This is a genomic window from Micromonospora sp. NPDC023869, from assembly GCF_055559695.1.
In genome coordinates, this window is record NZ_JBVHKD010000001.1 from 1022508 (window position 1) to 1035576 (window position 13069).

Annotated in this window: 10 protein-coding genes; 4 read left to right on the plus strand and 6 right to left on the minus strand. The window is 69.8% G+C overall.

Features of this window, described 5'->3' with window-relative positions; translation table 11 throughout:
* Window positions 1-16: 16 nt before the first annotated feature.
* From ACZ31C_RS04430 to murJ, 4 genes are all read right to left on the minus strand, one after another.
* Window positions 17-1087, minus strand: coding sequence for a hypothetical protein (locus ACZ31C_RS04430; protein WP_465794130.1), 1071 nt, complete (start codon window positions 1085-1087; stop codon window positions 17-19).
* Window positions 1084-1812 carry an RNA polymerase sigma factor SigM gene (gene sigM / locus ACZ31C_RS04435; RefSeq protein WP_465794131.1) on the minus strand — a complete coding sequence of 243 codons (729 nt, stop codon included), beginning with the start codon at window positions 1810-1812 and terminating at the stop codon, window positions 1084-1086. The genes ACZ31C_RS04430 and sigM overlap by 4 nt, the downstream gene beginning before the upstream one ends.
* Window positions 1813-1852: 40 nt before the next feature.
* Window positions 1853-3460 (minus strand): protein kinase family protein, encoded by a 1608-nt coding sequence (locus ACZ31C_RS04440; protein ID WP_465794132.1) that lies wholly within the window; start codon window positions 3458-3460, stop codon window positions 1853-1855.
* Between the two features lie 444 nt (window positions 3461-3904).
* Window positions 3905-5656, minus strand: coding sequence for a murein biosynthesis integral membrane protein MurJ (gene murJ / locus ACZ31C_RS04445; RefSeq protein WP_465794133.1), 1752 nt, complete (start codon window positions 5654-5656; stop codon window positions 3905-3907).
* A 125-nt stretch (window positions 5657-5781) separates the two neighbouring features.
* Between murJ and ACZ31C_RS04450 the strand changes: the two genes are divergently transcribed.
* The 3 genes from ACZ31C_RS04450 to ACZ31C_RS04460 all read left to right on the plus strand — a co-directional run bounded on the left by ACZ31C_RS04450 (window position 5782) and on the right by ACZ31C_RS04460 (window position 10420).
* On the plus strand, window positions 5782-7242 hold the full coding sequence (locus ACZ31C_RS04450; protein ID WP_465794134.1) for a CCA tRNA nucleotidyltransferase: 1461 nt from the start codon (window positions 5782-5784) through the stop codon (window positions 7240-7242).
* A gap of 257 nt (window positions 7243-7499) precedes the next feature.
* On the plus strand, window positions 7500-9584 hold the full coding sequence (locus ACZ31C_RS04455; protein WP_465794135.1) for a S8 family serine peptidase: 2085 nt from the start codon (window positions 7500-7502) through the stop codon (window positions 9582-9584).
* Between the two features lie 356 nt (window positions 9585-9940).
* Window positions 9941-10420, plus strand: a complete 480-nt coding sequence (locus tag ACZ31C_RS04460) for a methylated-DNA--[protein]-cysteine S-methyltransferase (RefSeq protein WP_465794136.1) — start codon at window positions 9941-9943, stop codon at window positions 10418-10420.
* A gap of 154 nt (window positions 10421-10574) precedes the next feature.
* Here ACZ31C_RS04460 and ACZ31C_RS04465 read toward each other — a convergent pair whose 3' ends face one another.
* Together ACZ31C_RS04465 and ACZ31C_RS04470 are read right to left on the minus strand one after the other, a co-directional pair.
* A complete protein-coding gene (locus ACZ31C_RS04465; protein ID WP_350698100.1) occupies window positions 10575-11654 on the minus strand; it encodes an inositol-3-phosphate synthase in 1080 nt (359 codons plus the stop codon).
* A 23-nt stretch (window positions 11655-11677) separates the two neighbouring features.
* Window positions 11678-12316: a PadR family transcriptional regulator gene (locus ACZ31C_RS04470; RefSeq protein WP_396744173.1), complete on the minus strand. Its 639-nt coding sequence runs from the start codon at window positions 12314-12316 to the stop codon at window positions 11678-11680.
* 174 nt (window positions 12317-12490) lie between these two features.
* Between ACZ31C_RS04470 and ACZ31C_RS04475 the strand changes: the two genes are divergently transcribed.
* Window positions 12491-12946, plus strand: coding sequence for a DUF5318 domain-containing protein (locus ACZ31C_RS04475; RefSeq protein ID WP_396743700.1), 456 nt, complete (start codon window positions 12491-12493; stop codon window positions 12944-12946).
* Window positions 12947-13069 lie beyond the last annotated feature (123 nt).

Here is a 13069-nt window from a genome sequence, read left to right on the forward strand (position 1 = left end):
GTGCGGTGGCCGCGATTCACCCTACCCGCGATCGATAGCGGGTGTCCGAGCCGGATCGGGGGATTCCGCACTCGGGCCCGCTGACCCAGGCCCACTGTTCGCCGGAGCCGTCGGTGAAGCGCACCACCAGAGCCGGGAGCCCGCCGAAGCGGGCGTAGTCGACGACGTCGAAGACCAGCGGCTGATCGCCGTGCTCGACACCGATCTCGGCCAGGCAGGCGCTCAACGCCGCCTGGTCGCCGAGCCGGCTGAGCTCGCCGGGCACGGCGGGCCGGTTGTCGCTCTCGGTGCTGTCCGTGGGCTCCGCGCCGCTCCCGGGGGCGTTCATCACCGTAGGCCCGGTGAGGCTCTCCGGCGTGTAGTCGGACCCGGTGCGCAGCGGCGGACTGGCGATCCGGAATGGGGTGGGTGCCGAGGCGGCGGCACGGTCCGGCGAGGCCGCCTGCGGTGCCTGCTCGGCGGATCCCTCCGGGTACGCGTGCGGCACGACCGGGCTGGTGCCCCGATCGCTCAGGGCCGTGCCGGCAGTCGAGTCACCTCCCTGCTGGGGACGGGACAGTTGCAGGGCACCGAGGCCGACCACCGCCGCGGCGGCCAGCGCGACCGGTCCGGCCAGGCGGGCCCAGCGGCGCCGACGCCGACCCGGGTGGCTCGGGGTACCGCGCTCCTGGCCCGGGCGTGGGCTCCCGCCGGGCCGTCGGGTACCGCCGAGCGGCTGGGCCGGCACCGGCGAGGGCTTCGTCGAAGTATGGTCGTCGGCCTCCGTGGTCGCCGCGTCGTCGGTGTCGACGTCCTCCTCGGGTACGCCGACCGAGGGCACGGCCGTCGGGAGATCGGCGTCGCGCAGTGCGGCGAGGATCCGATCGCTGACCGCAGGCGGCATCTCGACCGCTGGCGCACCCCAGTCGACCAACTCGTCCCGGACCTCGTCCACCGCCGGGGCGAGTCGGGCGTGTGCCCGCGCCCAGTCCGGGTCCTGATCCACGAGGCGGGTGACCTCGGCCTGCTGCGGGGTGCCGTCCAGCGCGCCGCCGAGGTAATCGGCGAGCAGGTCGAGGTCGACCCCGCTGAACTCCCCGGTACTCACGAATCCTCCTGGTTGGCATCCGGGCGATGGCTTCCCGACCTCGATCGGACGCCGTGCGGGGCTCCGGGGTTCCCCCGGGTGACCCGCGGCACCTCAGCGGCGCCGGCGGGGGCTGGTTCGCTGCCGGTACGCAGGTGCCCGAGCAGGAGCGCCAACCGGGCACGACCTCGGGCGCACCGACTCTTCACGGTGCCCTCGGCGACACCGAGGATCCGCGCGACCTCGGCGACCGGGTAGCCCTGCACGTCCACCAGGACCAGGGCGGCCCGCTGCTCGGTCGGCAGGGTGGCCAGGGCCTCCCGGACCACCATCGCGGTGTCGTGGTCGCGTACCGGCGCGGTCGGCTCGGTGCCACCGGTGCCGCCCCCAGCATCGGTGTCGTGCGTACCGTCGGGCAACGGCACCGTGGGATGGGCCTGCCGACGGCGGATGCGGTCGAGGCAGGCGTTCACCACGATCCGGTGCAACCAGGTGGTGACGGCGGCGTCGCCCCGGAACCGCGCGGCGGCACGGTGAGCCGACAGCATCGCGTCCTGGAGCGCGTCCGCGGCCTCCTCGCGGTCGCCGAGGGTACGCAGGGCGACCGCCCAGAGCCGGTCCCGGTGCCGCAGGAACAGCGTGGCGAACGCGTCCCGGTCACCGTCGGCGTGCGCGCGGAGTAGGTCGATGTCGCTGACCGCCCCGTCCAGCGGTACGCCGGCAGCGTCCCGGCCGCGTACCTCCATCACCGGGTCCGCTGGGTGTGCCGCTCCGGTGGCGACCAGATCATGACCCCTGGACCGTGATCTCCTGGACGCCGAGCTTGAAGCCACCGTTGTTCGACGGCAACTCGGTGATCCAGAACATGAGGTAGCGGTACTTCTGGTCGGCGTCGAAGCCGTTGAAGGTCATCGTGGTGCCGTCGTGCTCCTCGAAGGGCTGCCCGATGACGCTGTTCTTGAACGCGTCCACGACCTGGCGGTCACCGGCGCTGGTCGAGGGGGCGTCGACGGTGCCGGTGAGCAGTGACGCGGAGGCCCCGGTGCTGGAGAGGTGGACCTGCACCGACTTGACCGTCCGCTCGGTGCCGAGGTCGACCCAGACCCCCATACCTTCCTTGAGGTTACCGAAGTTGCCGCTTCCCCTGTACGTCTCCGTGGACCAGCCCTCGTCCCGGTTGCCGTCGAAGACCTTCTCGGCGTCGCGGACCTCAGTGCGGTTGTCGCTGTCCGGATCGATGATCCGGGCGGCACTGATCTGGAGGTCCCGCGCGGCGAGGGGGGGTGGCGGTTCCTCGCTCACCGCCGCGCTGGACGTGGGCGCGGCGACCGGGTCGGTCTGCGGGCTGTCGTCGTCGCCACCGAGGGCGCTGATCCCGACGAGCAGGCCGACCAGGGCCACCACCAGCACACCGGCGATGCCCAGGGCAACCTTCCGGCCGCCTGCGGCAGCCAGCGGCGAGGGCTCGTCACCGGACTCGGCGGCGAAGCGCAGCGGACCGCTGTTGTCGAGGTAGTCGTCGTCGGCGGGTACGTCGAGTCGGGCCAGTTCGGCGGCGAGTACGTCCGACGAGGGCGGGGCGATCCCGCCGTCGAGCAGGTCCGTGGTGAGGTCGTCGAGGTAGGCCGGCACTCCGGCCCGGACCTGACGGGGAGCCGCCACCACACCGTTGGCGTCGCGTACCGCGTCGGGGATGGCCGCCCGACCGTGCCCGGCGGTGGCGCCCCGCAGCGGTGCCTCGGTGTGCGGCCAGTAGCCGGTCAGCGCGTAGTAGAGGACACCACCGACCGCCCGGACGTCGCTCTCCTGGCTGTCGTCCCCGTCGGTCCGCGCGTCGGCCAGCACCACGCGGCCGTCGTCGCTGATCATCACCGTGCCGGGGTGCACGTTGCCGTGCACCATGCCGGTGGCGTGCACGGCGGCCAGCGCGCTGGCGACGGCGCTGCCGACGGCGGTGGCCCGGGCCCCGTCCAGCGGCCCGTCCGCGACCAGTTCCCGCAGGGAGCGCCCGTCGACCCACTCGCGTACGACGTAGGCCCGATCGGCCTCGTCGATGGCGTCGTAGACACCGGTCAGGTTGGGGTGGATGACCCGGCTCGCGGCGACTGCGGCCTGGAGCATCTCGGTGGCGGAGTCACCACCCGGATAGCGCATCACGACCGCGACGGGTCGGCGGAGCACGACGTCGACGCCGCGCCAGACCAGCCGGCCCGCGCTGTCGTTGTTGATGTGCTCGACCAGTTCGTACCGCTCGGCGAGGATCTCACCGACTGCGGGAGCACCGAAGGTCATGACCGGCGGAGTGGTCTCGTCCGCGTCCTGACCCTCGCCGACCTGGGTCACCCGTCCTCCCTCGGTGATCGTGTCGATCGATGGACCCGCGCTGCTGGGCATCTGACTTCCCGCTCCGCATTCGTGTGGCATCGGACGGACCGGTCCCGCGAGGTGACGCGCGCCGTTCCTGCCGTACCCGTCGAGAGCGACCTTACCTGGGTTGGCCCGCTCCCCGACATGTCATCTTCCCGCCGTCGCCGGCCGGGGAGTTCGCAGTCAGGCGTACTCGTCCCGTTGCGACCGATGTCAGCCACGTTGCCGGTACATGTAGTTACCAATCTAGAGGTCGTCCACATTCGGCTGCCGCAGGGGCGGTACCGAAAGCGACGGCGGGTACGACGTCAGCGGGTTCCCGTCGAACGGCTGACCACACTCGGCCTTCCGGTTGGTTATCCACAGGCCGATCCGGCAGTTGAGCGGCGAATCGCGGAGTTATCCACAGGTGCATCCCCAGGCTGGTGATCCCCGGTCACGCTCAGTGCACCGGTGCCCGGCGTCGGGCGATCAGCGCCCGAGACGGCTGCGAACCATCCCGATCACCTCGGTGATCTCGGAGATCCGCAGGACCGTGGCCAGCCCGAGGTAGGTACCGCCGATCACCGCGCCACCCACCACGAGCTGCACGATCGCCTCCAGCCGGGTCGGCGTGTCGCCCCCGGGCAGCAGGGCGACCACCAGCGCGCCGGCCACCGCTGCTCCCACCGCCGCGACCGCCACCCGGCTGAGGGTCCGCAGGATCGCGCCCAGCCCGATCCGGCCCACCCGGGGCCGCAACAGCCATGCGGAGATGATGGCAGCGGCCAGGTACGAGACCGTGTTGCCGATCATCATTCCGGCCCCCGCGAAGCTCGCCGAGAAGGCGAGGAACAGCGCGATCTGCACGCCGATCCGCAGCGCCACCACCGGAATGTTGATCAGGGCCGGGGTTCGGGTGTCCGGCAGCGCGTAGAAGGCGAAGGTGAAGAGCTGGCTGATCGCGAACGGCACCAGGGCCAGTGCGGCGGCGAGCAGCACCAGGGACGTCGCGCTGGCGTTGTCCTCATCGAAGGCACCCCAGCGGAACAGCGTGAACGCGATCGGGGTGGCGAGCACGGCGTAGCAGACCGCGATCGGCGCGAGCACCGCCGAGACGGTGCGAGTGCCCCGGGACAGGTCTGCGGCGAGGTCGGCGTACCGGCCGTCGGCTGCGGCGGCGCTCATCCGGGGCATCAACGCCGTGATGATCGATACGGCGATGATGCCGTGCGCGGTCATCAACAGCAGGAACACGTTGTTGTAGATCAGCGGACCGGCGGAGTTCTCCTTACCGGCGCGGTTCAACAGGTTGAACAGCACGATCAGGCCGATCTGGCTGACCGCGACGTAGCAGATCATCCATGCGCCGAGTCGGCCCAGCTCGGCCAGCCCGAGCTTGCGGAAGTCGAACCGCAGCTTCCAGGTGAAGCCGACCTTGCGCAGCGCCGGCATCAGGCCGGCGACCTGGACGGCGACGCCGAGCAGTGTGCCGCCACCGATCAGCAGGACCCGCCCGGTGGTCATGTCGTCCGGCCCGACGATCTCGGCACCGAAGATCCCGATGTAGAGGCCGGCGGTGCCGATGACCACCAGGTTGTTGAGGATCGGCGCCCACATCGGTGCGGCGAAGTGGCCCCGGGTGTTGAGCACGGCACTGATCAGTGCGCTCAGGCCGGAGAAGAAGATCATCGGCAACATGAGCCGGGCCAGCATGGTGACCAGATCCGAGTAGCCGTTTGCGGACTCGCTGGCACCGTAGAGCCAGGTCAGCGGTACGGCGAGGGCGACTGCGAGCAGGGCGGCGGCACCGAGGGTCAGCAGCGCCAGGGTCAACAGCCGTTGGGTGTACGCCTGGCCACCGTCGCTGTCCGCCTTGCGTCGGCGTACCAACACCGGGATCAGCACGCTGGTCAGGATGCCGCCGAGCAGGAACTCGTAGACCATTCCCGGCAGGATCTGCGCGGTGGTGTAGGCGTCGCCCACCAACGCCCCGCCCAGCGCCGCGCCGATCACCAGGTTGCGCAGGAAGCCCGTACCTCGGCTGACCAGGCTGCCGATCGCCATGACCGCGCTGTTGGTCGCGGCGCTGGCCTCGGCGACCTGTTCTTGAGGTGGCGCGACCGACTCGACGGCCGGCTGGTTCAGCGGGTCGGCGGAGATGAACGTGGCACCGTCGTCCGGCCGGCCGCCGGGCGCGCCGCCCTGTGCGGCGTTCGCGCTGCGGTAGAGCCCGCCGCTCATGCTGTGCCTCCCAGGGGTACGCCGGAGCCGTACCGGCCCACACGCCACAGACCTTAGTCAACCCCGGCCCGTTACCCGCGCCCGGCGGATGAGATGCCGATCTGGACCGATAGGCTGCTGGTCCGATGTCCGAAGCCGCCGCATCCCACACCACCGACCGCCGCGAACTCACCGCCGCGCAGCGCAACGCCGTCGCCGAACTCCTCCGGGTCTCGCCGGTCGCCGACGAGTTGGGTCGCCGGTTCGCCGCTGCCGGCCACGAACTGCACCTCGTGGGCGGTTCGGTACGCGACGCCCTGCTCGGCCGACTCGGTGAGGACCTCGACTTCTGCACCGACGCCCACCCGGACCAGACACTCGCCGTCGTGCGCGGCTGGGCCGAGGCGATCTGGGAGACCGGCCGGGAGTTCGGCACCATCGGTTGCCAGCGCGACGGCCTGCGGCTGGAGATCACCACCTTCCGTGCCGAGTCCTACGACCAGGTCACCCGGAACCCGGTGGTCCAGTACGGCAGCAGCCTGAGCGAGGACCTGCGGCGGCGGGACTTCACCGTCAACGCGATGGCGGTGAGCCTGCCCGAGCACCGCTTCACCGACCCGTACGGCGGACTGGCCGATCTGGCCGCGAAGGTGGTGCGTACCCCGGGCACGCCCGCCGAGTCGTTCGGTGACGACCCGCTGCGGATGCTGCGGGCCGCCCGGTTCGCCGCCCAGCTCCGCTTCGCGGTCCACCCGGACGTGCACGCGGCGATGAGCCGGATGGCGGTCGACCTGGACCGGATCACCGCCGAGCGGATCCGGGACGAGTTCACCAAGCTGCTCACCGGGGCCGACCCGATCACCGGGCTGCGGCTGCTGGTGGACACCGGGCTGGCCGAGCGCTTCCTGCCGGAGTTGACCGGCCTCAAGCTGGAGATCGACGAGCACGCCCAGCACAAGGACGTCTACGAGCACACCCTCACGGTGGTCCGCAACGCGATCTCGTACGAGCAGGACGGCCCGGACTTCGTCCTGCGGATGGCCGCGTTGATGCACGACATCGGCAAGCCGGCCACCAAGTCGGTCGGTACGGACGGACGGGTCAGCTTCCACCATCACGAGGTGGTCGGCGCCCGGCTGACCAAGGCGCGGATGAAGGCGCTGCGCTACCCGAAGGACATCACCGCCAAGGTCACCACGCTGGTCGCGCTGCACCTGCGGTTCTACGGCTACGGCCGGGGCGAGTGGACAGACTCGGCGGTACGGCGGTATGTGACCGACGCCGGTGACCTGCTGTCCCGCCTGCACAAGCTGACCCGGTCCGACTGCACCACCCGCAACCGACGCAAGGCCGCCCAGCTCGCCGCCGACTACGACGCGTTGGAGGAGCGGATCGCCCGGATCGCGGCCGACGAAGACCTGGCCCGGGTCCGACCCGATCTGGACGGCAACGCGATCATGGAGCTGCTCGGCGTGCCGCCCGGACCGATCGTGGGCCGCGCCTGGAAGCACCTCAAGGACCTGCGCCTGGAACACGGACCGCTGGACCGCGACACCGCCGAGGCCGAGCTGCTGCGCTGGGCGCGCGAGGAGGGCATCGTCGGCTGACCGCCGACCGCCGTCGTCACGCCATTGCGGATTCGGGACACCGCGCTGTCCCGACGTCCATCGTGGCTCGTCCCGACGGGGCGGACGCTACGACGAAACGCCGACGTTTCGACCGAAAGGTTGAGACGGGTCGTTGCGCCGGTCGTACATGATGTTGGCACGTCTCTTCAGCTCGCAGATTCACTGCCGAAGCGAGACGATTCACCATCCGTCCGACCTGCCCACCGGCACGGTCGACACAACGGGGAGATCATTTAGTGAAACGCCGTGGCGTACTGCGCCGCTCGGCGGCGGCCGGGCTCGCCCTCGCGACCGCCTCCTCCATCATCACCGTCGCCACCGGCCAAGCCGCGTCGGCGACCACCCCTGAAGAGCCCGCGCGGGCCGCGGTGCGCGGCACCGAGCGCTCCGACGTCGTACCGGGTCGCTACATCGTCGTGCTGAAGGACCAGCGGGCCACCTACACCTCGGTCCGGGCCCTCGCCGCCACGCTCACCCGGGCCAACGGCGGCAACGTCCGGCAGGTGTTCGGTACGGCGCTGAGCGGTTTCTCGGCCTCGATGAGCACCCAGCAGGCCGAGAAGGTGGCGGCGAATCCGGCCGTCGCCTACGTGGAGCAGGTCCGTCGGGTGTCGGCCAGCGGCACCCAGAGCAACCCGCCGTCCTGGGGTCTCGACCGGCTCGACCAGGCGTCCGCGAAGCTGAACAAGAGCTTCAAGTACCCGAACACGGGCAGCAACGTCACCGCGTACATCGTGGACACCGGCATCAACACCAAGCACCAGGACTTCGGCGGCCGGGCCAGCATCGGGTTCGACTACTTCGCCGAGCCGCCCGTCGACCCGGAGCCGGGTGCTCCCACCACGCCGGTGCCGGCGTCGGAGGAGGACTGCGACGGTCACGGCACGCACGTGGCCGGCACTGTCGGCGGCGCCAAGTACGGCGTGGCCAAGCAGGTCAAGCTCGTCGGGGTACGGGTGCTCGACTGCGACGGCTGGGGCAGCACCGACAGCGTCATCGCCGGCATCAACTTCGTCACCGAGGATGCGAAGAAGAACGCGCCGAGGCGCGCCGTGGCCAACGTGAGCCTCGGTGGCGGCGTGTCGTCGGCGATCGACGCAGCCGTGCGAAAGTCCATCGACTCGGGCGTCACCTTCGCGATCGCGGCCGGTAACGAGTCGCAGAACGCCTGCAACGTCTCCCCGGCTCGGGTGCCGGACGCCATCACGGTGGGTGCCACCGACCGGATCGACATGCGCGCGTGGTTCTCGAACTACGGCAGGTGCCTCGACGTGTTCGCCCCCGGCGTCAGCATCGTCTCGGCCCGGCACGACAACAACACCGGTAACGTCGGGATGAGCGGCACCTCGATGGCCGCTCCGCACGTGGCCGGCGCGGCGGCCCTGCTGCTGCACAGCAACCCGACGTGGAAGCCGAAGCAGGTCCGCGACCGGATCGTCACCACCGGCCTCGCCGGTGCGGTGTACGACCCGAAGGGTTCGATGGACCGGCTGCTCACCGTCGGCTCGGTCACCCAGGCCCGCAACGGGTACGGCCTGAAGGCCAGCTCCAACGGCAAGTTCGTCACTGCGGCCAGCACCAAGAAGGCGCTGGTCAACAACGGTTCGAGCCTGGGTACCGCGCAGCGGTACGACGTCGTCAACGCCGGCAGCGGGCTGGTCGCGCTGCGCTCCAAGAACACCGGCCGGTACGTGGTCGCGCCGAGCAAGGGCACCAAGCCGCTGATCGCCAGCCACAAGACGATCGTCAACGCGGGCAAGTTCACGATCGTGCACCACACCGACGGCACGGTCAGCCTCAAGGCCAAGGCGAACGGCAAGTTCGTCACCGCGGCGAAGTCCGGCAAGTCGTCGCTGAAGGCGAGCAAGACCAGCGTCGGCTCCTCGGAGAAGTTCACCTTCGACGCGCCGGCACCGGTGGTCACCATCAAGGCCAAGGCGAGCAACAGGTACGTGGTCGCGGGCAGCAAGCCGCTGATCGCCACCAGCAAGTCGGTCACCAAGTCGACCAAGTACCAGATGGTCAACCGGGGCAACGGCTTCTTCTACCTGAAGGCCCTGGCCAACAACCGGTACGTGATCGCGGCGAGCAAAGGCACCAAGCCGCTGATCGCCAACAGCAAGTCGACCGGTACGTACCAGACGTTCGACTTCCTGAACTACAACCCGGACGGCACGGTCTATCTCGGTGCCCGGGACGGCCAGGCGGTCACCGCCGGTAAGGCCGGCAACAAGCAGTTGATCTCGAGCAAGAACATCAACTGGAACAGGGAAGACCTGGGTCTCGGCAACGGCGAGAAGTTCTTCTTCGCCATCGCCTGACCTCTCGTACCACCCCCGGCGCCCGCCGGAGCACCCCGAACGGGGACGCTCCGGCGGGCGCTGGCCGTTGCGCCGCTGTGCACAGGACCGTCCGATGCCCCTCGATCCCGGATCGAGGGGCATCGGACGTCGTGGGGCACCACTCGATCCCGGATCGAGCGCGATCATGGTTGCGATTGCGGAGGTTCGGGGTGCGTCGCACGGGTTGTGGGGCGGTGCGCGGCGGGTGTAGTGCGCCCGGGTGGGCGCAGGCTCGGCTCGGGTGACCGGCCGGGCACGTGGCGCTGGTTGGGTGAGGGTGGGGCTCTGCTCGGGGCGGTGGGCGTCCGGTCGTCGGGGGTGGGGACAATGGCGAGATGCGTTGGACCGTGCTGGACTCGCCGATCGGGGACTTCTCCGTGGGTATCGAGGGCGACAGCGTGTGCGCGACGCACTTCGCGGCGGTGGCGGGCGCGCCGAGGGAGCCGGTCGACGAGGTGGCCCGGCGGGCGGTGGCGGAGCTGCGCGCGTACTTCGCCGGCGAGTCGACCGAGTTCGGTGTGCCGGTGCGGGTGCCGAGGGGGTCCGAGTTCGAGCGGGCGGTGTGGCGGGAAATGACCCTCATCCCGTACGGCGAGACGCTGACCTACGGCGAGGTGGCCCGGCGGCTGGGGGATCCCGGTGCCGCCCGCGCGGTCGGGGTGGCGTGCAACCGTAACCCGATCCCGGTCATCGTGCCGTGTCATCGGATCATCGGGGCCGGCGGCAAACTGGTCGGCTTCGGCGGCGGTCTGGACCGAAAGGTCAAACTGCTGGAGTTGGAGGCCCGGGTCGCCCTGCAACGCGCCTGGTCCTGACACCCGCCTCGATCGTGGCACTGTGGGAAGTCGACACGCCGGGCCGAGAGCAGCCACAGTGCCACGATCCGAGTGTCGCCTTGGACGGCGGACGACATGAAGGGCCGGGTCCTCATGGACCCGGCCCTTCGAGGTGCTGCTGGTGGTCAGCGCGTCAGCGCTCGACCTCACCGGTGATGAAGCCCTCGACGGCAGCGTGCGCCTCGTGGTCGGCGTACTGCACCGGCGGGGACTTCATGAAGTACGACGAGGCCGACAGGATCGGGCCACCGATCTTGCGGTCCAGCGCGATCTTCGCAGCCCGGACGGCGTCGATGATGACGCCGGCCGAGTTCGGCGAGTCCCACACCTCCAGCTTGAGCTCCGCGTTGAGCGGGGTGTCGCCAAACGAACGACCCTCCAGGCGGATGTACGCCCACTTGCGGTCGTCGAGCCACGGCACGTGGTCCGACGGGCCGATGTGCACGTCGCTCTTGGCCATCTCGTGCGGCACCTGGGAGGTCACCGACTGGGTCTTCGAAATCTTCTTCGAGACCAGGCGGTTGCGCTCCAGCATGTTCATGAAGTCCATGTTGCCGCCGAAGTTGAGCTGGTACGTGCGCAGCAGCTCGACGCCCCGGTCCTCGAAGAGCTTCGCGAGGGCCCGGTGCACGATGGTGGCGCCGACCTGGCTCTTGATGTCGTCACCGACGATCGGCAGACCGGCGTCGGTGAACTTCTGCGCCCACTCCGGGTCCGAGGCGATGAAGACCGGCAGGGCGTTGACGAACCCGCAGCCCGCGTCGATGGCGGCCTGGGCGTAGAACTTGTCGGCCTGCTCCGAGCCCACCGGCAGGTAGGAGACGACCACGTCGACCTGCGCGTCGCGCAGCGCCTTGGCCACGTCGACCGGCTCGACGTCCGACTCCTTGATGATCTCGCGGTAGTACTGCCCGAGGCCGTCGAAGGTCGGGCCGCGCTGCACGGTGACGCCGGTCGGCGGCACGTCGCAGAGCTTGATGGTGTTGTTCTCGCTGGCGACGATCGCCTCTGCGAGGTCCATGCCCACCTTCTTGGCGTCGACATCGAACGCCGCGACGAACTGCACGTCAGAGACGTGGTAGTCGCCGAAGGTGACGTGCATGAGACCCGGGACGCGGTCGTTCGGGTCGGCGTTCCGGTAGTACTCGACGCCCTGTACCAGGGACGAGGCGCAGTTACCCACACCGACGATGGCGACGCGGACGGAGCCCATCGCGTGTGCCTCCTTCTTCTTGGTCACGGCCGCTCTGTCCTGGTCTCTCCAGGCGGAGGCGGGCTGTTGTCATCTCGTCGGCCGCCGGCCGTCCCGTCGTGCGGGACCGTCGGGGCACGGCCGGAGCGCTCGTTGGCGATGAGCTCCTCCAGCCACCGGACCTCACGCTCACAGGCATCCAGGCCGTGGCGTTGCAGTTCCAGGGTGTACGCGTCGAGGCGCTCGGCCGCCCGGCCCAGCATGTCGCGAAGGCCCTCGCGACGTTCCTCGATCGTGCGGCGCCGACCTTCCAGAATTCGGAGTCGGGTCGCCCGGTCGGTTCGGGAGAAGAACGCGAAGTGCACACCGAAACCGGTGTCGCCGTAGGTCTCCGGCCCGGTTTGTGCGATGAGCTGAGCGAAGCGTTCTTTTCCTTCCGCGGTGATGGTGTAGACCACCCGACCTCGTCGGCTGGTCAGCGCGGGAACCTCCTCGGCGGTGGCGGGTGTCTCGGCGGCCTCGGCGATCCATCCCGCCGCCTGCAACCGGCGCAGGGTCGGGTAGAGCGAGCCGTAGCTGATCGCAGCTCGGATCGCCCCGAGCTTGGCGGTGAGCTCCTTACGGAGCTCGTAGCCGTGCATCGGGGCCTCCTGCAACAGGCCGAGGATGGCGAGTTCGAGCACAGCCACCCTTCCCTTACCCTGTGCGTGGAGCGCTAACCGCCGCGATGTATCGGGCCGATACATCGCACCGTAGCGTCTCACACCTCGGCGGGCAAACTCCTCGCTCCGAGGTCCCCTCATCACGGATCGTCACGGTGGTCGCCCCGCCAGACGAGACCGCGTACCCTTTGCCGCATGCGTACGCAGCGCCAGGTCGTCGACTACTCGCTCCGGAAGCGAGCGCTGCTGCGTGAACTCCTCGCCGGTCGTGTCGGCACCTATGACCTGTGCGACGCGTCTCCCTACCTCAAGAACGCGGCTCGGTTCCACGGCGAGCCCACTGAGCAGCGTTGCCCGATTTGCCGGAGCGAGAACCTCACGCACGTCCATTACATTTATGGCGACGAGCTCAAGCAGTCTGCCGGCCAGGCCCGTACGGTGGCGGAGTTGTCCGTGCTGGCGATGACGCTGCGTGAGTTCCAGGTCTTCGTGGTGGAGGTGTGTCTCGGCTGTGACTGGAACCATCTCGTCGAGCAGTACCTGCTCGGACGGGACGGGTTGACCGGTGGCGAGTCGGAGCAGGAGACGCCGGGTGGAGTGGCTGCCGCCAGTGGAGCAGGTGCCCGGCGAAGGCGAGAGGCGCAACGGTGATTCGAGCTCGATCGGCCGACCCCGGCCGTACTGCACACGACCGGGGCGCCCGACGGCTTGTAGGTCTGAATAGTCCGATTGATTCGGATGTGGCACCACTGTGGCGGCACCCCCGTGCCCCGC